Annotated in this window: 20 protein-coding genes; 11 read left to right on the forward strand and 9 right to left on the reverse strand. The window is 68.3% G+C overall.

Annotated features, from left to right (window positions below; all coding sequences use genetic code 11):
- Positions 1–139 precede the first annotated feature (139 nt).
- From xseA to ACQ3HB_RS08560, 6 genes are all read left to right on the forward strand, one after another.
- A complete protein-coding gene (gene xseA / locus ACQ3HB_RS08535; RefSeq protein ID WP_430919504.1) occupies positions 140–1,393 on the forward strand; it encodes an exodeoxyribonuclease VII large subunit in 1,254 nt (417 codons plus the stop codon).
- Between the two features lie 9 nt (positions 1,394–1,402).
- Positions 1,403–1,672 (forward strand): exodeoxyribonuclease VII small subunit, encoded by a 270-nt coding sequence (locus tag ACQ3HB_RS08540; RefSeq protein ID WP_430919505.1) that lies wholly within the window; start codon positions 1,403–1,405, stop codon positions 1,670–1,672.
- Positions 1,669–2,340 carry a DUF4245 domain-containing protein gene (locus tag ACQ3HB_RS08545; RefSeq protein ID WP_430919506.1) on the forward strand — a complete coding sequence of 224 codons (672 nt, stop codon included), beginning with the start codon at positions 1,669–1,671 and terminating at the stop codon, positions 2,338–2,340. Before ACQ3HB_RS08540 ends, ACQ3HB_RS08545 begins: the two co-directional genes overlap by 4 nt.
- A 71-nt stretch (positions 2,341–2,411) precedes the next feature.
- Positions 2,412–3,041, forward strand: coding sequence for a carbonic anhydrase (locus tag ACQ3HB_RS08550; RefSeq protein ID WP_430919769.1), 630 nt, complete (start codon positions 2,412–2,414; stop codon positions 3,039–3,041).
- A gap of 5 nt (positions 3,042–3,046) precedes the next feature.
- Entirely contained in the window at positions 3,047–4,450 is a 1,404-nt protein-coding gene (locus tag ACQ3HB_RS08555) for a class II fumarate hydratase (RefSeq protein ID WP_430919507.1), read from the forward strand.
- A gap of 171 nt (positions 4,451–4,621) precedes the next feature.
- A complete protein-coding gene (locus ACQ3HB_RS08560) occupies positions 4,622–5,065 on the forward strand; it encodes an EF-Tu/IF-2/RF-3 family GTPase (RefSeq protein WP_430919508.1) in 444 nt (147 codons plus the stop codon).
- A 143-nt stretch (positions 5,066–5,208) separates the two neighbouring features.
- Here the strand turns inward: ACQ3HB_RS08560 and ACQ3HB_RS08565 are convergent, their stop codons facing one another.
- The 5 genes from ACQ3HB_RS08565 to ACQ3HB_RS08585 all read right to left on the reverse strand — a co-directional run bounded on the left by ACQ3HB_RS08565 (position 5,209) and on the right by ACQ3HB_RS08585 (position 10,800).
- A complete protein-coding gene (locus ACQ3HB_RS08565) occupies positions 5,209–6,192 on the reverse strand; it encodes an aldo/keto reductase (RefSeq protein ID WP_430919509.1) in 984 nt (327 codons plus the stop codon).
- 76 nt (positions 6,193–6,268) lie between these two features.
- Positions 6,269–7,006: a prepilin peptidase gene (locus ACQ3HB_RS08570; RefSeq protein ID WP_430919510.1), complete on the reverse strand. Its 738-nt coding sequence runs from the start codon at positions 7,004–7,006 to the stop codon at positions 6,269–6,271.
- Between the two features lie 218 nt (positions 7,007–7,224).
- Positions 7,225–8,499, reverse strand: coding sequence for a PhoH family protein (locus ACQ3HB_RS08575; RefSeq protein WP_430919770.1), 1,275 nt, complete (start codon positions 8,497–8,499; stop codon positions 7,225–7,227).
- 392 nt (positions 8,500–8,891) lie between these two features.
- Entirely contained in the window at positions 8,892–10,013 is a 1,122-nt protein-coding gene (locus ACQ3HB_RS08580; protein WP_430919511.1) for an aminotransferase class V-fold PLP-dependent enzyme, read from the reverse strand.
- A 4-nt stretch (positions 10,014–10,017) separates the two neighbouring features.
- Entirely contained in the window at positions 10,018–10,800 is a 783-nt protein-coding gene (locus ACQ3HB_RS08585) for an isoprenyl transferase (RefSeq protein WP_430919512.1), read from the reverse strand.
- 120 nt (positions 10,801–10,920) lie between these two features.
- Here ACQ3HB_RS08585 and trhA point away from each other — a divergent pair, with 120 nt between their 5' ends.
- Positions 10,921–11,718 (forward strand): PAQR family membrane homeostasis protein TrhA, encoded by a 798-nt coding sequence (trhA, locus tag ACQ3HB_RS08590; protein ID WP_430919513.1) that lies wholly within the window; start codon positions 10,921–10,923, stop codon positions 11,716–11,718.
- Between the two features lie 38 nt (positions 11,719–11,756).
- Here trhA and ACQ3HB_RS08595 read toward each other — a convergent pair whose 3' ends face one another.
- Positions 11,757–12,107: a hypothetical protein gene (locus ACQ3HB_RS08595; protein WP_430919514.1), complete on the reverse strand. Its 351-nt coding sequence runs from the start codon at positions 12,105–12,107 to the stop codon at positions 11,757–11,759.
- The gene (mca, locus tag ACQ3HB_RS08600; protein ID WP_430919515.1) at positions 12,104–12,970 is read right to left on the reverse strand and encodes a mycothiol conjugate amidase Mca; all 867 of its coding nucleotides are present in this window, start codon (positions 12,968–12,970) and stop codon (positions 12,104–12,106) included. The genes ACQ3HB_RS08595 and mca overlap by 4 nt, the downstream gene beginning before the upstream one ends.
- 91 nt (positions 12,971–13,061) lie before the next feature.
- On the opposite strand from mca, the gene ACQ3HB_RS08605 reads away from it, so the two are divergent.
- A complete protein-coding gene (locus ACQ3HB_RS08605) occupies positions 13,062–13,481 on the forward strand; it encodes a DUF4307 domain-containing protein (protein WP_430919516.1) in 420 nt (139 codons plus the stop codon).
- A gap of 276 nt (positions 13,482–13,757) precedes the next feature.
- Positions 13,758–14,246 carry a transcription elongation factor GreA gene (gene greA, locus ACQ3HB_RS08610; RefSeq protein ID WP_430919517.1) on the forward strand — a complete coding sequence of 163 codons (489 nt, stop codon included), beginning with the start codon at positions 13,758–13,760 and terminating at the stop codon, positions 14,244–14,246.
- A gap of 106 nt (positions 14,247–14,352) precedes the next feature.
- On the opposite strand, the gene ilvA is transcribed toward greA, so the two are convergent.
- Both ilvA and ACQ3HB_RS08620 read right to left on the reverse strand, forming a co-directional pair.
- Positions 14,353–15,624: a threonine ammonia-lyase gene (gene ilvA / locus ACQ3HB_RS08615; RefSeq protein WP_430919518.1), complete on the reverse strand. Its 1,272-nt coding sequence runs from the start codon at positions 15,622–15,624 to the stop codon at positions 14,353–14,355.
- The gene (locus ACQ3HB_RS08620) at positions 15,617–16,840 is read right to left on the reverse strand and encodes an AI-2E family transporter (RefSeq protein ID WP_430919520.1); all 1,224 of its coding nucleotides are present in this window, start codon (positions 16,838–16,840) and stop codon (positions 15,617–15,619) included. Before ACQ3HB_RS08620 ends, ilvA begins: the two co-directional genes overlap by 8 nt.
- Positions 16,841–16,979: 139 nt before the next feature.
- Between ACQ3HB_RS08620 and ACQ3HB_RS08625 the strand changes: the two genes are divergently transcribed.
- Both ACQ3HB_RS08625 and ACQ3HB_RS08630 read left to right on the forward strand, forming a co-directional pair.
- Positions 16,980–18,344, forward strand: a complete 1,365-nt coding sequence (locus ACQ3HB_RS08625) for a winged helix-turn-helix domain-containing protein (RefSeq protein ID WP_430919521.1) — start codon at positions 16,980–16,982, stop codon at positions 18,342–18,344.
- A 43-nt stretch (positions 18,345–18,387) separates the two neighbouring features.
- Complete coding sequence (locus ACQ3HB_RS08630; RefSeq protein WP_430919522.1) at positions 18,388–19,932, forward strand: zinc ribbon domain-containing protein; 1,545 nt, start codon at positions 18,388–18,390, stop codon at positions 19,930–19,932.
- The last annotated feature ends 25 nt before the right edge of the window (positions 19,933–19,957 follow it).

Raw genomic sequence — 19,957 nt, forward strand, 5'->3', positions numbered from 1 at the left:
CCGACCGTCAGCGGTGGCGGGTAGGCTGGAAGGGCCGAATCCGGCACAGAACCGCCCGCCCCGGTCATTCGAGCCAGCGGAGCAGGCAAGCCCGGAAGACAGCCCAGCCACCAGCCACCCGCAAGCCCAGAGGAGCACCGTGACCGACGCCCCGCCGAGTGCCGAAGCCCCGTGGCCGGTCTCGCAGCTCGGCACGAAGCTGCGCGACTACATCGACCGCCTCGGATCGGTGTGGGTCGAGGGCGAGATCACCCAGTGGGGCGCTTCCGGCGGCAACGTCTACGGCAAGCTCAAGGACGTCGACGTCGATGCGACGGTCGGGTTCACCGTCTGGTCGTCCGTTCGGGCGAAGATCCCGGCGGACCTCAAGCAGGGCGACCGCGTCGTCGCCCTCGTGAAGCCCAACTACTGGCTCAAGGGCGGCACGCTCACCATGCAGGTGCTCGCCATGAAGCACGTCGGTCTCGGCGACCTCCTCGAACGGCTCGAACGACTCCGCAAGCAATTGGCGTCCGAAGGGCTCTTCGATGCGGCGCGCAAACGCCGGCTCCCCTTCCTGCCCAATTGCGTCGGCCTCGTCACCGGCAAGGACTCCGATGCGGAGAAGGACGTCCTCCGGAACGCGCAGCTCCGGTGGCCCTCTGTGCAGTTCCGTGTCGTGCACTCCGCCGTCCAGGGCGACCGCACGGTTCCAGAGGTCGTCTCGGCGATCCAGACGCTCGACGCGGACCCCGAGGTCGACGTCATCATCGTCGCCCGCGGCGGCGGCGACTTCCAGAATCTCCTCGGCTTCAGCGACGAGCGCGTCGTCCGCGCCGCGGCGGCGTGCGAGACCCCGCTCGTGAGCGCCATCGGCCACGAAGCCGATCGCCCGTTGCTCGACGACGTCGCCGACCTCCGCGCCTCCACCCCGACCGATGCCGCGAAGCGCGTCGTGCCGGACGTCGCGGAGGAGCTCTCCCACGTCCAGCAGGCGAAGGCCAGACTCTCCTCGCGCGTCTCAACGCTGATCACGCATGAGATCAACAGTCTGACCGCGCTCCGCTCCCGCCCGGTCCTCGCGTACCCGGAGTGGATCGTCGACTCTCGCTCCGAGGAGCTCACGCGCACGGTCGCGCGCGGCGCCGAACTGATCGACCGCGCCATCGAACGCGCGGGCCGCGAAGTCTCCGACCTCCGATCCCAGCTGCGGGCCCTGTCGCCGCAGCGCACGCTCGACCGCGGCTACGCGATCGTGCAGCTCCCGGGCGGAGGCGTCGTCCGCGACGCCCACGAGGCCCCGGCCGGTGCCGAGCTCCTGCTGACGCTCGCCGTCGGCACGCTCGGGGCGTCCTCCACGGGCGCCCGTCCGGAAGACGATCACCGCACCCCCACCACCGCTGACCACGAATAGGATAGAACCATGGCGACCCCCACCGATGTCTCGGCGCTCAGCTACGAGCAAGCGCGCGACGAACTGGTCCGTGTCGTCTCCGAACTCGAGCAGGGCTCGTCCACCCTCGAGCAGTCGTTGCAGCTGTGGGAGCGCGGCGAGAGCCTCGCGCAGCGCTGCGAGGACTGGCTCATCGGAGCGAAGGCTCGCCTCGACGCCGCTCGTGCGGCGCAGACCGGCGGTGGCGCGAGCACTGGCACGGCAAGCACTGCCGGCGATGCAGATTCGGCCACCGCGTGAGCGCTGCCAAGGCGCCTCGCGTCGTTGCTGAACTCGGCCGTCCGGAGACCCCGGAGGAGACCGCGGCCCGCAAAGCGGTGAACTCGCGGAACCACCGGCAGCGCCAGACGGTCAACAACCTCGTGCTGTCCCTCATCGCCACGGTCGCGCTCGTCGTCATCATCGTCCTCGCCGTTCCCCGCGCCCAGGCGCCCGAACGCCCCGACATCGATTTCGCGATGCTCGCGGACCAGGCGCAGTCCGGCATCACCGAGCCCTTGCTCGTGCCGGAACTGCCGAAGACCTGGGCGAGCAACTACGCCGAGCTCCGGGTGTCGAGCGGCGACAACATCCAGTCGTGGAACATCGGCCTCATCTCACCCGACGACCAGTTCGTCGGCGTGGTCCAGGGCATCGATGCGAACGACACCTGGCTCTCCACCCAGCTCGACGGCGCACGCCCGACGGGCACGACCACGATCGACGGCGTCGACTGGATCGTCTACGCCAACGGCAGCGGGACCGGCAAGGGCAACGTGTCCTACGCGATGTCCACGGTCGCCGGCCCGAGCACCATCGCCGTCTTCGGCACCGCATCAGACAAGACCGTGCAGACCGTCGCAGGCAGCATCGCCGACGACGTCCGCGCGAACGCAGCCCTCTCCCCCGACACGACGGACGCCCAGTGAACGCAGACACCACCACGCTCCCGAACCCCTCCAACCCCTCGCGCCGTGCGCCGGGCAAGGTCTGGCAGGAGATGCTCCGCGGCAACGCGCGATTCGTCGCAGGGACGCCGCTCCACCCCCGCCAGGACGTCGAACGCCGCACGGAGCTCGCCCACGTGCAGGAACCGCATGCGGCCCTCTTCGGCTGCTCCGACTCTCGCCTCGCCGCAGAGATCATCTTCGACAAGGGCCTCGGCGACCTCTTCGTCGTCCGGAACGCAGGCCAGGTCATCTCCGACTCCGTGCTCGGTTCGCTCGAGTACGCCGTGAGCGTCCTGAAGGTCCCGCTCATCCTCGTCCTCGGCCACGACGAGTGCGGTGCCGTGCGTGCCGCCATCGACTCCCAGGCGCCCGACGCGGCTCCGCTTCCCGCGCACATCGACCACATCGTCCAGCGCATCGTCCCCGCCGTGCGGCAGGTCGCCGGCACGAGTGACGTCGACCCGGCCGCGGTCGACGCCCTCCAGGTCGGCCGCGAGCACCTGCGCCACACGGTCGCAGAGCTCCTCGAGCAGTCCGAGCTCATCAGCCAGGCCGTCGCGGACGGCGAACTCGTCGTCGTCGGCGCCAACTACCGCCTCCTCGAAGGAACCGCGGTCCCCGACCTGATCATCGGCGACACCAGCATCCCCGACGCACAGAACAGCACCGAAGGAGAATGAACAGCGTGGTAGAGAACTCCGCAACCGAGTACCGCATCGAGCACGACACCATGGGCGAGGTGCGGGTTCCCGCATCGGCGCTCTACGGTGCGCAGACGCAGCGTGCCGTCGAGAACTTCCCGATCTCCGGATCCGGGCTCGAATCCGCACAGATCGCGGCGCTGGCCCGCATCAAGAAGTCGGCCGCCGTCGCCAACGCGAAGCTCGGTGTGCTGGACCAGGGCATCGCAGATGCGATCGCGTGGGCCGCTGACGAGGTCGTCACCGGCGCACACGACGCGCAGTTCCCCGTCGACACCTACCAGACCGGCAGCGGCACCTCGTCGAACATGAACATGAACGAGGTCCTCGCGACGCTCGCCACCAGCCGCCTCGGCAGCAAGGTGCACCCGAACGACCACGTCAACGCATCGCAGTCGTCGAACGACGTCTTCCCCACCTCGGTTCACATCGCCGTGACGAGCGCGCTCATCGACGACCTCATCCCCTCGCTCGACCACCTCGCAGTGGCGCTCGAGGCGAAGGCGGAGCTCTGGAAGGGCGCCGTCAAGCCGGGCCGCACACACCTCATGGACGCGACCCCCGTCACGCTCGGCCAGGAGTTCGGCGGCTACGCACGCCAGATCCGCCTCGGCATCGAGCGCGTCCGGACGGTCCTTCCCCGTGTAGCGGAGGTCCCGCTCGGCGGCACCGCCGTCGGCACCGGCATCAACACGCCGAAGGGCTTCCCGCAGCTCGTCATCGAACTGCTCGCGCAGGAGACCGAGCTCCCCATCACGGAGGCACAGGACCACTTCGAGGCCCAGGGCGCACGCGACGGCCTCGTCGACGCGTCCGGTGCGCTGCGCGTCATCGCCGTGAGCCTCACGAAGATCTGCAACGACCTCCGTTGGATGGGCTCCGGCCCGAACACGGGCCTCGGCGAACTCCACATCCCCGACCTCCAGCCCGGTTCGTCGATCATGCCGGGCAAGGTCAACCCCGTCATCCCGGAAGCCGTCCTGATGGTCGCCGCCAAGGTCATCGGCAACGACGCGACGATCGCCTGGGCCGGCGCTTCCGGAGCATTCGAGCTGAACGTCGCCATCCCGGTCATGGGCACGTCGCTCCTCGAGAGCATCCGCCTCATCGCGAACGCCACGCGCGTGCTCGCGGACAAGACCGTCGACGGTCTCGAAGCGAACCTCGAGCGTGCTGCGGCCCTCGCCGGGTCGTCTCCGTCGATCGTCACGCCGCTCAACAAGATCATCGGCTACGAGTCGGCTGCCAAGATCGCGAAGCACTCGGTCGCGAAGGGTCTCACCGTTCGTGAGGCCGTCATCGACCTCGGTTTCGTCGAGCGCGGCGAGATCACGGAAGCACAACTCGACAGCGCGCTCGACGTCCTGTCGATGACACACGCCGGCTGATCGGTTCGCCCGACACCCGTTGAGCGGCGACGCTCACTCCGCGACGCGCGGGCTGCTCTCGCAGTCCGCGCGTCGTTGTGTCCGGGCCCGTTGCAAGGACACCCGCGTCCGTTTCGCTGTGCCGGATGACTGCGGCGTCCAACACCTGTCGCACACGCCTACACTCGGACCATGGGGTTCTGGTCGAAGTTGTTCGGACGCACGGAGTACGACACGACGGTGTCCGACTACCAGGGCGAGGCCGCACTCGATCGTGCGAGCTACGACCGCACGGTCGCCGCTGAGGCGGCGGCTGCTCCGTTCCGACTCGTCATCGAGGACACCTTCGTCATCACGGGTCGTGGGACGGTCGCGACGGGTACCGTTCAGAGCGGTCGGGTCGCGATCGGTGATCGGCTGACCGCCCAGGATCCGAACGGCGGCAATCCCGTGCAGCTCCGGGTGACCGGTATCGAAGCCTTCCGACGGACGCTCACGGTCGGTGCCGCAGGCGATCACATCGGTTTGCTGCTCGGCAACACGCCTGCGTCCGATCTGCAGCGCGGTCGTGTCCTGACCGCTGCTGAGGCGACGCTCCCGACGCCTCCGCCGAAGCCGCCGTCCCCGCACTCCTGAGCAGCGCCCTCCGCCTCTGGCGTGTGCACAATTCCGGAGAAGGTGTGACAGGAGTGACGAAAACGGCGGATTTCGGCCGATGTCGTCACTCGTGTCACAGGACTTCCGGAATTGCGCAAGCACCTGTGGGGAACGCGGTGCGGTCACCAGCGGTCGTGGATGGCCTCACGGAAGTCACGATCGTAGATCCAGCGCACGGCGTCGAGGTAGGCGGCGGGCAACGCATCGGCACGGCCTGCTGCGGCGTTGGAGCGTGCCTGTTCGATGGAGCGCGCACCAGGGATCACGCTCGTCACACCCTCCTGCTGGGTGACCCACGCGATGGCGGCCTGTGCGGGCGTGAGGCCGTCGGGGACCAGCTCCGTCAGCTCCTTCGCAGCGGCCACGCCACTCGCGAAATCGATGCCGGAGAACGTCTCACCCACATCGAAGTGGCTGCCGTCACGGTTGTAGTTCCGATGGTCGTCGGCGGCGAACGACGTCGAGGTCGTGTACCGGCCGCTCAGGAGCCCCGAGGCGAGCGGCACCCGCGCGATGATCCCGACGCCGGCTTCAACCGCGGCGGGGAGCACCTGGTCCAGCGGCTTCAAGCGGAAGGCGTTCAGGATGATCTGCACGCTCGCGGTGCCGGGGCGGCTGATGGCGGCGAGCGCCTCGTCGCACGTCTCGACGCTCACACCGTAGTTCGCGATGGCGCCATCGGCGACGAGCGTGTCGAGGGCGTCGTAGACGAGGTCGTTCGAGACCACCGAGGTCGGCGGGCAGTGGAGCTGCACGAGGTCGAGGCGGTCGACGCCCAGGTTCGTGCGGGAACGATCGGTCCATTCGCGGAAGTTCGCGAGGGTGAAGTTCGCTGGATCCTGCTCGCCGCGGCGACCCATCTTCGTCGCGACGGTGATGCGCGCGTCCGGGTTGTCAGCCAGGAATCCGCCGATGATGCGTTCGCTGCGTCCGTCGCCGTAGACGTCGGCGGTGTCGAAGAAGGTCACGCCCTCCTCGACCGATGCGGCGAGGACGGCACGAGCATCGGCTTCGCTCACATCGCCCCAGTCCGCGCCCAGCTGCCACGTGCCGAGGCCGACGATCGAAACGGGCCTGCCGGTGCGGCCGAGAATGCGTTCTTCCATGCTCCAAGCCTACGGCTGTCGGGTGCTTCGTCGCGATCGGGACCCGTCCGTCTCCTCGCGGTCGGCGCATGACAGCTCAGCTGAGCACGGTGATCGCCGGGCCGGAACGACCGAAGAAGAGGACGACGCCGACGGCCGCCCAGAATCCGGCGAGCAGGAACGGTCCGAAGGCCATGCGGCCGGCATCGAAGGGCCGCCCGTCGGAGGACGCGCACCGTCGAACATCACGACCGTCGTTCCGACGAGCATCCCGACGACCGTCCCGATGCGCGCCCCCTCGGCTGCGCCGCCGACATCGCTGCACACGCGCGGCCACCAGCACCACGACCGCGCCGCCACCGCCGAACAGGACGCCGAGCATGGCGGCGAGCATCGTGATGGACGGCCCGAAGCAGCCCGCGACGAGCCCCAGCAGGAGCCCGAGTTTGGCATCACCCATGCCGAGGCTGCCAGCCAGCGCGAAGAGGAAGAACACCCCGAACCAGACGACGCCGGTCGCGAACGGCAACCAGACGGGGAGATCCGACACGAACGCATCCGCGAGGACCGACGGCACCGCCATCACGATCGCTGGCAGGAGGAGGCGGTTCGGGAGCCGATGCTCGCGCACGTCGATGCGGACGAGCTGTGGCGTGATCACCGCGATCACGACGAGGGCGGCAGACACCGGCCGTGTCCCTGCGACGACCCAGCTGAGCACGACGAGCGCGAACCCCAGCGGGACCTGCCACGCAAGGCTGCCCCACGGCACTGCCCATCCGCCCACGCCCAGAGCCGCTCCCGAACCGCCGTTTCGCCCCACCGCTCCAACCATCGGCCCAGACTAGGCACTCGCGCCGTCGCCCCGCGGAATCTCTCCACAGGCGCCCCGACGACGGTCACCACCCCAGCACGGCACCAGGACGGCACCAGCACGGCGCCAGCGCGCCAACGGCAGCAGACGCGCGACAGCCCGCGAACCGTCAACGGTCGCGGGCTGCTGGCGCAGCGGCTGAACTCAGCTCACCTGAGCTCACCTCACCTCACCTCACCTCAAGCGAGCTCGTTCCCCTCCAGCATCTCGGTGACGAGCGCGGCGATGGCGGACCGTTCGGACCTCGTGAGCGTCACGTGCCCGAACAGCGGGTGGCCCTTGAGCGTCTCGATGACCGATGCGACGCCATCGTGACGACCGACGCGCAGGTTGTCCCGCTGGGCGACGTCGTGCGTGAGCACCACCCGAGAGTTCTGCCCGATGCGGCTGAGCACCGTGAGGAGCACGTTCCTCTCCAGGGACTGCGCCTCATCGACGATCACGAACGCGTCGTGGAGCGATCGACCGCGGATGTGCGTGAGCGGCAGCACCTCGAGGATGCCGCGTTCCACGACCTCGTCGAGGACGTTCTGCGACACGACCGCGCCGAGGGTGTCGAAGATCGCCTGTCCCCAGGGGTTCATCTTCTCCCCCTGGTCGCCCGGCAGGTAGCCGAGCTCCTGGCCGCCCACCGCGTACAGCGGCCGGAACACCATGATCTTCTTGTGCTGCTGCCGCTCCAGGACTGCCTCGAGTCCGGCGCAGAGTGCGAGCGCGGACTTCCCCGTCCCTGCTCGCCCACCCAACGACAGGATGCCGATCTCGGGGTCCAGCAGCATGTCGATCGCGAGCCGCTGTTCTGCAGAGCGTCCGTGGAGCCCGAAGACGTCCCGGTCGCCGCGCACGAGCTTGTAGGAGCGCTTGCCCGTGACCCGGCCGAGGGCGGATCCGCGGTCGGAGTGGATGACGAGGCCCGTGTTGATGGGCATGTCCTCGATGAGGGCCGTCGTGCCGTCCTCGCGTTCGTACAGTTCGCTCATCGCATCGGAGCCGAGTGTGATCTCGTCCATGCCGGTCCAGCCGGAGTCGACGGCGAGTTCTGCACGGTACTCCTCGGCCGCGAGCCCGATCGATGCCGCTTTCACGCGCAGCGGCATGTCTTTGGACACGACCGTGACGGCGAGGCCGTCGTTGGAGAGGTTGAGCGCCACGGCGAGGATCCGCGAGTCGTTGTCACCGAGCTGCAGCCCGGACGGCAGGACCCCCATGTTGGAGTGGTTCAGTTCGACGCGGAGGGAACCGCCGTCGCCGGCGGGAATCGGGAAGTCGAGCCGTTCGTGTTCGACGCGCAGTTCATCGAGCAGGCGAAGGGCCTGTCTGGCGAAGTAACCGATCTCCGGATCGTTCCGCTTGCCCTCCAGCTCGCTGATCACGACGACCGGGATGACGACAGCGTGCTCCGCGAAACGGAACAGCGCTTTCGGATCGGACAGGAGCACCGAGGTGTCGAGCACGTAGGTGCGCTCGAGTTGTTCGACGCTCCGGTCCCCTGCTGGTTCGCTTGTCGTTCGCCTTCCCGACTGCGCTCCCGCAGTCCGTGTCGATGCAGTGCGTGTCGACGTCGCCTTCGTCGGTACGGTGTCGCTCGTACCGGTCTGGTCCGACGTGTTGAGTGCTTCTTGCGCGGCCACAACCACTCCCACCCCGAGCAACTCGTGCTCGGATCACTCTGCGAGGAAGGCCACGTAGCGGGTTTCGAGCCGAACTTGTGTGGCCGTCTCGACCAGGCGCCATGCCTGATGAGACGAAGGTACGTCCGCGAAGCATCCACAGGTGCGCGACACGCCCCGCGTCCTGTTACGGGCAGATGAACAATCCGTGTGCAGCCGATCGATCGCTCACCGGCTCAGTACGTCGCGGCCGTGCCGAACGATACGAGAGCTGCCCGCAGCTGCGCGATGGTCTCGTCCGTCGTCCCGGCGTGCACCGAGAAGCGCACGGAACCGGCACGTGTCGTCGCGGTGACGCCGTGGTTGAGGAGCGATTCGGAGAGCACGGTCACGAGGGCCGGGTCCGGTTCGACGACGATGATGCCGGCCCGCTCCGATTCGTCGCGGGAGGACGTGACGGGGAGGCCGAATTCGTCGGCCAGGTCGATGACCTCGCTCGCACGATCGGTGATGACGCTCTGGACCGCCGCGACGCCGACGGATGCCGTGTCCTCGAGGCTCGCCGCGAAGCGGGCTTCCGCGATGGGGTCGGCCCGGGTGATCGAGAATGCGTTCGCTGAACGGCTGGGCGCTGGCGTGACGGAGAACGGCCACGGCTCATCGGTGCCGGTGATGCCGGAGAACACGGGCACGAGGCGGTCGAGGGCGCGGTCGCTGAGAGCGAGGAACCCCGTGCCCCAGCCGGCGCGCATCCACTTCTGTCCGCCGGTGGCGACGACGTCCGCGAGCTCGTACGGTGCGTCCACGACGCCGAAGCCCTGGATGGCGTCGACGATGAGCAGACGGTCGCCGATGACCTCGCGGATGCCCTCGATGTCGCTGAGGTATCCCGTGCGGTAGTCGACGAGGCTCACGGCGACGGCGGTGATCGCATCGGTCAGCTGATCGCGGATCCGGCCGGGGGTGACAGGTCCGTGCTCGGTGTCGAGCCAGGCCGGGGTGAGGACGTGCCTGTGCTCTGCGGCCCGCTCGGCCGCGAGCGGCATGCTCGGGAACTCGTCGCGGGACATCAGCACGGAGCCGGTGAGCCCGAACATGACATGCATGAGGCCCTGGGAGGTGTTCGGCTGCGTCACGACCTGATCGGTCCGGTAACCGGTCAAGGCGCCTACCGCGGTGCGGAGCCGGAGGCTCTGTTCGTCGATGCCCCGGAGCGCACCGGCACGGCCGAGGCTCAGCGTGCCGTTCCAGAGCGCCGATTCCGCGGCGACGGTCTCCGACATCGGTCCGACGCGGCCGTAGTCCAGATAGCCCGTCTCCTCCGGGAACCCGTTCCGGAAGGCGTCGAGTGCAGTCATGGTGTCAGCCTCCGAAGCGCCGGTTCCGTCGGGAGAAGTCGCGCAATGCACGAAGGAAGTCGACCTCACGCAGGTCGGGGCCGAGTGCTTCCACGAAGTAGAACTCGCTGTGAGCGCTCTGCCAGAGCATGAAGTCGCTCATCCGTTGTTCACCGCTCGTACGGATGACGAGATCGGGGTCCGGCTGGCCGCCCGTGTAGAGGTGCTCGCCGATGAGGTCGGGGGTGAGGAGGGCGGCGAGCTCTTCGAGGCTGCGGCCCTCCAGGTGGTGCTGTGACACGATGCTGCGCATGGCGTCGACGATCTCGGTGCGTCCGCCGTACCCGACCGCGAGATTGATGTGCAGGCCCTGCTTGGCGGCCGTGCGCTGTTCCGCCGCGCCGAGGGCGGCGATGAGCGGTGCGGGCAGGCCCTTCTCGGAGCCGACGTGCTTCACCCGCCAGTCGCGGTAGTGCGAGAGGTCCTCTGCGAGATCGGCGATGATCTCGATGAGGTCGTTCAACTCTTCCGGCGAGCGATTCGTGAGGTTGTCGCTCGACAGCAGGTACAGGGTGACGACGCTGACGCCGAGATCGTCGCACCACTCGAGGAACTCGCGCATCTTCGCCGCGCCGGCGCGGTGTCCGTGGGCCGCCGAGTCGTAGCCGAGCTGCTTCGCCCAGCGCCGGTTGCCGTCGATGATCATCGCGACGTGGTGCGGCATGGTCTCGGGACGGAGGCTCTTCCGCAGACGTCTCGCATACAGGTCGTAGAGGAATCCATCCCCCGACGCGGTTTGCTTGCTCATCACCATGCAACGCTAGTGCCTTTTTCCTGGAGCACCCGAGCGGATCGGCTCGTGCCGCCCATCTGCCTGTGATCTCCCGCGTCTGTCGGGTTGACCTGGCCACGCGACTATTCTTGCTGCATGGCATCCCCTGGCACCCACGACGACGATCCCACCGGCTTCCGCGGGGTCGACGACGATTCGGACACCGCGACGATCGAGGCGGCTGGCGATGCAGGGGCCGAACTCCCCAAGCTGCCGCTCCTGGAGGTGGCCGCGGCCGACGCCGCTCTCGCTGAGGTCAAGCCGACGTGGCGCGGCTGGATCCATGCCGGAACGTTTCCCGTGGCGATCGCCGCCGGCATCGTCCTCGTCGCGCTCGCCCAGGGCCCTGCCGCGAAATGGAGCACTGCGGTCTTCGCGCTGACCTCACTGCTCCTGTTCGGCAACTCTGCGCTCTACCACCGCTTCACCTGGCGGCCGAAGGTGCGTGTCGTCCTCAAGCGCATCGACCACGCGAACATCTTCCTGCTGATCGCGGGCACCTACACGCCGATCGCCGTCCTCGCACTGCCGCCGTCGAAGGGTGTGCTGCTGCTCTCGCTCGTCTGGGGCGGTGCGATCCTCGGCATCGGGTTCCGCGTGTTCTGGATCAACGCGCCCCGCTGGTTGTACGTGCCCCTGTACCTCGCGCTCGGCTGGGGCGCCGTGGCGTACCTCGTGGACATCGCGAACGCCAATGTCGCCACCATGGTCCTCGTCGCCGCTGGCGGCCTGTTCTACACGGTCGGCGCCGTCATGTACGCAGTGAAGCGGCCGAACCCGTGGCCGGGGAAGTTCGGCTTCCACGAGCTGTTCCACGCGTGCACGCTGCTCGCGTTCCTCTGCCACTGGACGGGCATCCTGCTGCTCGCGATCGCGCCCGTCTACAACGCCTGAGCTGCTCGCTCGCGAGCATCGGCTCACGCTCGGGCGAGTTAGTCGCGTCTGGGCGCTTCCGAGTCCGGGTTCGTCTCGGGAGCGGACGGTGCACTGGATGCTCCTGATGCGGGGGACGCGCCGGATGCTTCGCCCTGCACTCCGCCCTGTTCGTCGCGCTCGCGCAGCTCCGCCTGCAGGCGTTCCTCGACCTCTGCACGGTAGTTGACCCGGCGGACACGACGCGTCATGTCGATGATCAGCAGCACGACCACTGCGGCGACGGCGAACGTCGCCACGAAGCCCCACGGACCCGGGGTCACCTGGTTTTCGTCGAACTGCGGCGCCGACGGCGATGGCGACGGCGTGACCGCGAGGACGAACTCGGTGAACAGGTGGGTGAGCGTCATGCAGGGTCCTCTATTCCAGCGAACAAATCGGATTCCGGGACGGAGGAGCCGACATGGGAGGTGACCAACTCGAAGTCCTCGAACGGCCAGGCCGCGCGCTGTGCATCGTTCGGCCAGAAGAAGAAGGGCGAGTCGTCCGGCACCTGGCTGCGGTGCGCACGAAGCGCTGCGTCACGGGCTTCGAAGAAGTCACCGACGGGGACGTGCGTCGTCGAACGGTCGACGCGATCTGCCATCCATTCACGCATCTCGGCGAGACGCTCGGTCTCCGGGGCGCCGGGGTTGTGTTCGAGGAGGTACTCGTACACGGCCGTGAGGCGCTGCGTGTTGAACGACTGGTCGTAGTAGAGCTTCGAGACCTGCCAGGCGGGTCCGGCCTCCGGATACCGCTCCGGGTCGGCTGCAGCTTCCATGGCGGCGACGCTGACCTGGTGGCAGCGGATGTGGTCGGGGTGCGGGTAGCCGCCGTTCTCGTCGTAGGTGACGAGGACCTGCGGCTTGAAATCGCGGATGAGGCGCACGAGCACGCCGACGGAGGTCTCGAGCGGGATGGAGGCGAAGGAGGCGTGCGGAACCGAGCCGTCGTCCTGCGCCATGCCGCTGTCCATGTAGCCGAGCCAGCGGTGCTCGACGTCGAGGACGCGCTGCGCCTCGGCCATCTCGAGTCGGCGGTACCCGGGCAGATCGCGCTGCGCCATCGGGATCGCTTCCACGGCTGGATTCAGGATGTCGCCGCGTTCGCCGCCCGTGCAGCTCACGATCATGACCTCGGCGCCTCGTGCACGGTACGCGGCCGACGTGGCTGCACCCTTGCTCGACTCGTCGTCGGGGTGGGCGTGGACGGACATGAGTCTCAGCGTCACGGAGATCACACCTCTCGGAGCGTACGGACTGTCAGGAAGAGGCAATAGCCTTGAGGTTCAAGACTAACCGTTCGAACTGGAGTGCGTGACGATGACCGGTACCCCTCAGGCGGCCCTCGACGCACGCTACGGCCGGACGCCCGGACGCGCCAAACGCGACAGACGCATCCTCTGGATCGTCGCTGCGGCCTTCGTCGCCGTGTTCGCAGCGTGGGTGGTCTGGGCCGGCCTCGACGGCAGCGGTCCCACCATCGAGACGCGGGACACGGCGCACGAGCTCGTCGACGCGACGACCGTCAGCGTCTCCTTCGAGGTCACCGCTCCCCCGAACACCCCCCTCGCGTGCGCCGTCAAAGCGCTCAACGAGCAGTTCGCGGTCATCGGTTGGAAGGTCATCGAGCTGCCCGTGTCCGCGGAACGCACCCGCAACTTCACGGAGACCGTCCGCACCACGGAGCAGAGCAACACGGGCCTCGTGTCCGAGTGCTGGGTCCTCACGAAGGACTCCTGAGCCGTTCCGAGCCACTGTGAGCTGCTCCCACCCGCTCTGACCAGTTCTCATCCCGCTCTGAGCTGCTCTGACACCTGCTCTGACCAGCTCTGACCAGCCCCTTGGCACATGGCGGGGAAGAATGCCAGACTGCGCGCCGGATTCGCCGCCGACGAGCGGACCGTGAGAGAATCGCTGAAAGCATTTCCTTGAACGCCCTGGCGCACTGCCAGGGCGTCTGGCGTATGACGCACCTCGTCCAATCGCCTGTTCCATCCGATGCAAAGGAGTTCCATCGTGTCCGAGCAGATCCAGGAGACGTTCCTCACGCAGGAGGCGTACGACCGCCTGCAGGGAGAACTCGACTTCTTGAGCACCACCGGCCGTGAAGAGATCGCCAAGAAGATCGAAGCCGCCCGTGAAGAAGGCGACCTCAAGGAGAACGGCGGCTACCACGCGGCGAAGGATGAGCAGGGCAAGCAGGAGGCACGCATCAGGTCGCTCACCCAGCTCCTCCGCGATTCCAAGGTCGGCGTCGCTCCGCAGTCGAACGGCGTCGTCGTGTCCGGAACGGTCATCACGGCCGATGTCGCGGGCGGCGAAGAGGTCTTCCTCCTCGGCAGCCGTGAGATCGCCGACGGCACCGACCTCGACGTCTACAGCGAGGGCAGCCCGCTCGGCACGGCCATCCAGGGCCTGAAGGTCGGCGAATCGACGTCGTACACGGCGCCGAACGGCAAGGAGATCACCGTCAAGATCATCAAGGTGGAGAACTTCACCGGCTGATCGAGCAACGTGCTTCGCAGGCACGTCCTGACGACGAAAGCCCTCCCGCACTGCCTGCATGCAGGCAGCGGGAGGGCTTCTTCGTGTGAGACGGGCGCCGACCTGCTCAGTCGTCGACGATCTGCGGGTCGTAGCCGGCTTCGCGGAGCGTCTGGACGACGAGGTCGCGGTGGTCCGGTCCGCGCGTCTCCACACTCAGTTCCAGTTCGACCTCGCTGATCTGGAGGCCGTGCCCGTGACGCGTGTGCAGGACCTCGATGACGTTCGCGTTCGCCTGGGCGACGAGTTCGGCCGTGCGCGCCAACTGGCCCGGGCGATCCGGCAACGGAATGCGGAGCGTGAGGTAGCGGTCGGAGGCCGCGAGCCCGTGGCTGACGACCTTCTGGAGGAGGAGCGGGTCGATGTTGCCGCCCGAGAGGATCGAGACCGTCGTGCCCTCCGGAACGATCTTCCCGGCGAGGATCGCCGCGACACCTGCTGCACCGGCCGGTTCGACGACGAGCTTCGCGCGCTCCAGCAGGACGACGATCGCTTTCGCGAGATCGTCCTCCGTCACGGTCACGACCTCGTCCACGAGCTTGCTGATGATGTCGAAGTTGAGCGTGCCGGGACGACCGACCGCGATGCCGTCCGCGATCGTCGGCTGGACCGTCACGTTGACGGGTTCGCCGGCTTCGAGCGAGGGCGGGTAGGCGGCGGCGTTCGCGGCCTGCACGCCGATGATCCGGATCGTGCGGCCTTCGAGCGCCGCACGCTGCTTGAGCGCGCCGGCGACACCCGAGATGAGGCCTCCGCCACCGATCGGGACGATCACGGTCTGCACGTCGGGGACCTCGTCGAAGATCTCGAGGCCGAGCGTGCCCTGACCCGCGATGACGTCGATGTGGTCGAACGGCGGGATGAGGATGGCGCCGGTCTCCGCCGCGAATTCGGCCGCGGCGATGAGCGGCTCTGCGACGGTGTGGCCGCCGAGGACGACATCGGCGCCGTAGTCGCGGGTTGCCGAGAGCTTGGGCAGCGGCACACCGAGCGGCATGAAGATCGTGGCCTTGATGCCGAGCTCGCGCGCCGCGAAGGCGACGCCCTGCGCGTGGTTGCCGGCGGAGGCCGCCACGACGCCGCGCGCCCGCTCCTCGGCGGACAAGGCGGCCATGCGGTTGTAGGCGCCGCGGATCTTGTACGAGCCCGTGCGCTGCAGGTTCTCGCACTTGAGGTGCACGTCCGCGCCGAGGACGTCGGACAGGTAGCGTGAGCTCTCCATCGGCGTCGCCTGCACCGTCCCGGCGAGCGTCTCACGGGCGCGTTCGAATGCAGCCAACGAGGGACCCGGGAAGCTGTCGACGACGCGCTGGTCGTTCGTGTGGGTCTGATCAGTCATGTGGGTCTGGTACCTGGGCTTTCTTGGAACCGGGTCTGTGTGCGGGGACGGTGTGCCAGATGCCATCCACGCTGAAGGCTGCCGGAAGGGCGTCGGGTGTTCGCCAGACGCCGCTCGAGATGTAGTGCACCATGACGTTGAACACGGCGACGACGGGGACGGCGAAGAGCGCCCCTGGAATGCCCGCGACCATGGTGCCGCCCGCGACCGCGAGGACCACGGCGAGCGGGTGCACCTTGACGGCCGTGCCCATGATGAGCGGTTGCAGGACGTGCCCCTCGATCTGTTGCACGGCCAGCACGACGATGAGCATGAGCAGCGCGATGAAGGGACCGTTGTAGACGAGGGCGAGGAACACCGCCACGGCGCCCGTCACGACCGCACCGATGATCGGCACGAAGGAGCCGAGGAGGACGAGGACGGCGACGGGGATGGCGAGCGGAACGCCGAGGAGGAACGCGCCGAGTCCGATGCCGACGGCGTCGATCGTGGCGACGAGGATCTGCGTGCGTGCGTAGTTGCCGAGCGTCGTCCAACCCGCCTGACCGGCGCCGTCGACGGCGGGCCTCGCCCGCTTCGGGAAGACGCGGACGGTCCAGCGCCAGATCGTCTTGCCGTCGATGAGGATGAACAGGAGGCAGAAGAGGCTGAGGAAGAGGCCCGTCGCCACGTGTCCGAGCGTCGATCCGAGGGACAGCGCCCCGCTCACGAGCACCTGGCCGTCCTCCTGGACGGAGTTCCAGACCTGCCCGACGAAGTCGTTCAGCTGCGCCTCGGTGATGTGCATCGGGCTGTCGAGGAGGAACTGCTTGAAGTCGTCGAACGCACCGAGGCTGCGGTCCTTGACCGAGTCGAACTGCGCGTAGATCTGTGAGATCGCGAGGTACAGGAGCCCGGAGACGACGGCGATCGCCCCGAGCATGGCTGCGGCGACCGCGAGGCCCCTCGGCCAGCGATGGCGCACGAGGAAGGACACGACGGGCGTCAGGAGCGCCGAGACGAGGATGGCGATGAGCAGCGGGATGACGATGAGCCGGAGCTGCACGATGATGAAGATGAGCAGCGCGACGGCCGCAGCGACCACGAGGATCCGCCACGACCAGGCGGCGGCCGTGCGCATGCCGCGAGTGACCGAGGGATCCTCGGCCGGTCGTCGTTCGGTGGTCGGGTCAGGCAGAAGCCGGCCCCACCAGGTCTTCGGAGTGTCGTCCGCCACCCGTCAAGTGTATGGCCGACGCATGCCCGAGCGGGCATATCGTCGGAGACGGCTCGATCGGCCTCCCCTCACGCGTGCACGGGTGCCGCCGGTCGCGTCCGGGGCGGCGATGTCGGCGGGCGGTGTTAGCGTCGGATCGATGTCCGAGACGATCACTCCGCAACTGGCCAGACGTATCGCCCTCTCCGCGCAGGGCTTCGGCGGCCGCACCCCGACGAGCGCGCCGGGGAGCCGCGCGCTGCGCTCGACGATCGACCGCCTCGGGCTCGTGCAGATCGACTCCGTCAACGTCTTCGAACGCAGCCACTACCTTCCACTGTTCGCGCGGCTCGGCGCCTACGACAAGGACGTCCTCGACAAGCTCACCGTCAGGAAGCGTGCGCCCTACCTCGAGTACTGGGCCCATGAAGCGGCGTTCATCCCGCGCGACGCCTGGCCGCTCTTCCGCTGGCGCATGGAGGCCAATCGCCGGAACGACTTCGCCGACGAGTCCGGCTGGGCCGCTCAGAACCCCGCGATGCTGCAGTGGGTCCTCGACGAGCTCCGGGAGAAGGGTCCACTGCGAGCGAGCGAGATCGAACACGACGCCAACGTCCGGCAAGGGCCGTGGTGGGGTTGGTCGGACGTCAAACGCGCCCTGGAGACGCTCTTCCGTCACGGTGACGTCGTCACGGCGGGCCGCGACCGCTTCGAGCGCCGCTACGCCCTCCCCGAGCAGGTGCTCGACGAGGAACTCCTCGGCCGTGACGTGAGTCGTGAGGACGCGATCCGCGAGCTCGTCCGCCGATCCGCCGCCGCGCACGGCATCGCCACGCTGCCAGACCTCGCCGACTACTTCCGCATCAAGCCCAAGACGGAGGTCAGGCGCGCCATCGAGGAGCTCGTCGACGCCGGCGAGCTCGAACCCGTCACCGTTCCCGGATGGGACCGTCGAGGGGTGCCGGAGGCAGCGTGGATCCACCGGGACGCCAAACGTCCCCGCCGGATCGAGGCCGACGCGCTCCTCAGTCCCTTCGATCCCGTCGTCTGGTTCCGTGAGCGCGCGTTGCGGATGTACGGCCTCCACTACCGAATCGAGATCTACACGCCGGCCCCGAAACGCGTCTTCGGCTATTACGTCCTGCCCGTGCTCCTCGACGACGCGATCGCCGCTCGGGTGGACCTCAAGAGCGATCGGCAGGCAGGCGTCCTCCGGGTGCAGGCGTCCTGGTTGGAGCAGGAGGCGGACCCTCGGCTCTTCACGGGGCGAGCCACCCCGCCGCTCGCACGGGACGAGGTGGCACACCGTCTCGCGCGGCTGCTCGAACGGACCGCCGCCTGGCAGGGGCTCGACGGAGTCGTCGTCGCGGACCGGGGAACGCTCGCCGGCCCCCTCGCTGCAGCCCTCGGGGTGCCCCTCAGCACTCCGCTCGCAGGGCCGGGTGCCGAAACACTCCCGGACGGGGGTATGGGTACCACTCCCCATGCCGCAGAAGCGGAAAACGCCGCGGACGAGCTCGACTGACTGCTAGCTTGGGGCACTTCAGTCCCGATCGAGGAGTAGCCCCGTGAGCACCGACGACCCGACGCCCGAGCAGAGCGAACAGCCGGAGCAGTCAGCACAGCCAGAACAGACAGCACAGCCACAGCCGACATCAGCAGCGCAGGCGGATCAGGCAGCGCAGCAAGATCAGGCAGCGCAGCACGACCAGGCAGCACGGCCGGACCAGCCGGCGACCGCGCCGCAGACGCCATCGGCCGCCGACTCGCAGCAGCCGCAGCAGTCGCCGGTCGTCCCACCCGTTGCCGGCCAGCCGCACGTCACGCCGCAGCAGCCCGGCCAGCCGCCGGCTCAGCCCACGGGCCAGCAGCCCCTCGCACCCCAGCAGCCCTACGGCGCCCCTGCCCAGCAGCCCTACGGTGCACCGTCCCAGCAGCCCGGCGCCCAGCAGCCGGCCCCGTACGGCACGCAGCCACAGCAGCCCTACGGCGCCACCGCACAGAACCCCTACGCCACGGGACAGCAGAATCCCTACGCCACGGCACAGAATCCCTACGCGACCGCCGCTCCCAAGGCGCCGATGGACCCGAAGCTCAAGAAGCGGATCATCCTGTGGTCGTCGATCGCCGGTGGCGCGCTCGTCCTGATCGCAGCAGCCGCCATCACGATCTCGACCGTCAACACGACCGTCTACGGTCCGGGCGGGCAGGTGCAGAAGTACCTCGACGCCATCGCCGCCGGTGACGCCAAGACCGCGAACCAGATCGCTTCCCCGGACAAGTCGTTCCTGGACCGCTACGGTTCCACGTCCGGAGACGATGCGACGGGCGACCCGAGGGCCCTCCTCACGAACGAGGTCCTGAAGGCCGCCGACAAGCGGATCACGAACCAGACCGTCAGCCGCACCGCCGTCTACGGCGACAAGGCCACCGTGGAGGTGCGCTACAAGCTCGACGGCAAGTCCTACCGCGACACCGTGCAGCTCGACCGCACGGGCAAGCAGGCCGTGTTCTTCGACGACTGGGAGATCGACAGCCCGCTCGTCGGCGGCATCTCCGTCTACTCCGGCAACGCAGGATCGAGCGTCAGCGTCAACGGCGTCACGGTCGAGGCGTCCTCGGATCAGACACTGCTCGCGTACCCGGCCGTCTACGCCGTCGCCGCACCGGAGAGCAAGTACCTCACGGGCAAGGCGCAGGACGTGGCCCTGACCTCCTTCTCGGCTGGCGGCGGCTCCGCGTTCGTCGACCTCGAGATCAAGCCGACCGACGCCCTCTCCTCCGAGGTGCAGAAGCAGGTCGTCTCGATGCTCGAGAAGTGCATCTCGGTGAACACGCTCGACACGACGTGTGAGGCGATGCCGTCGTGGCAGCAGACCGCGTTCACGAACGTCGGTCCCGTCACGTGGAAGCTCACCTCGCCGCCCACCGTCAACGTGAACGGCTCGGGGACCTCGTTCTACACGAGCGACGGTCAGATCGATGCGACCTTCGACGCCTCGCGCTACGGCCGTCCGGTCGAGACGCAGTCGCTTTCGGCGACGTACCTGTCGTTCAGTGGAACGATCACGATCGACAAGGACGACAAGGTCACCGTCACCTTCGACGAGTAGTGCACTGGCGCGGCGCAGGCCCGCC

This window comes from Plantibacter lichenum (assembly GCF_050587525.1).
Lineage (GTDB): Bacteria > Actinomycetota > Actinomycetes > Actinomycetales > Microbacteriaceae > Plantibacter.

What these genes read in the sequence shown, in the direction of transcription:
- ACQ3HB_RS08570 (WP_430919510.1), bottom strand. Translation starts at nt 7,006, where the DNA reads ATGGTTGGAGCGGTGGGGCGAAACGGCGGTTCGGGAGCGGCTCTGGGC.
- ACQ3HB_RS08595 (WP_430919514.1), bottom strand. Translation starts at nt 12,107, where the DNA reads ATGACGCTCACCCACCTGTTCACCGAGTTCGTCCTCGCGGTCACGCCG.
- ACQ3HB_RS08560 (WP_430919508.1), top strand. Translation starts at nt 4,622, where the DNA reads ATGGGGTTCTGGTCGAAGTTGTTCGGACGCACGGAGTACGACACGACG.
- ACQ3HB_RS08625 (WP_430919521.1), top strand. Translation starts at nt 16,980, where the DNA reads ATGTCCGAGACGATCACTCCGCAACTGGCCAGACGTATCGCCCTCTCC.
- ACQ3HB_RS08565 (WP_430919509.1), bottom strand. Translation starts at nt 6,192, where the DNA reads ATGGAAGAACGCATTCTCGGCCGCACCGGCAGGCCCGTTTCGATCGTC.
- trhA (WP_430919513.1), top strand. Translation starts at nt 10,921, where the DNA reads ATGGCATCCCCTGGCACCCACGACGACGATCCCACCGGCTTCCGCGGG.
- ACQ3HB_RS08605 (WP_430919516.1), top strand. Translation starts at nt 13,062, where the DNA reads ATGACCGGTACCCCTCAGGCGGCCCTCGACGCACGCTACGGCCGGACG.
- ACQ3HB_RS08540 (WP_430919505.1), top strand. Translation starts at nt 1,403, where the DNA reads ATGGCGACCCCCACCGATGTCTCGGCGCTCAGCTACGAGCAAGCGCGC.
- ACQ3HB_RS08550 (WP_430919769.1), top strand. Translation starts at nt 2,412, where the DNA reads ATGCTCCGCGGCAACGCGCGATTCGTCGCAGGGACGCCGCTCCACCCC.
- ACQ3HB_RS08580 (WP_430919511.1), bottom strand. Translation starts at nt 10,013, where the DNA reads ATGACTGCACTCGACGCCTTCCGGAACGGGTTCCCGGAGGAGACGGGC.
- ilvA (WP_430919518.1), bottom strand. Translation starts at nt 15,624, where the DNA reads ATGACTGATCAGACCCACACGAACGACCAGCGCGTCGTCGACAGCTTC.
- ACQ3HB_RS08585 (WP_430919512.1), bottom strand. Translation starts at nt 10,800, where the DNA reads ATGAGCAAGCAAACCGCGTCGGGGGATGGATTCCTCTACGACCTGTAT.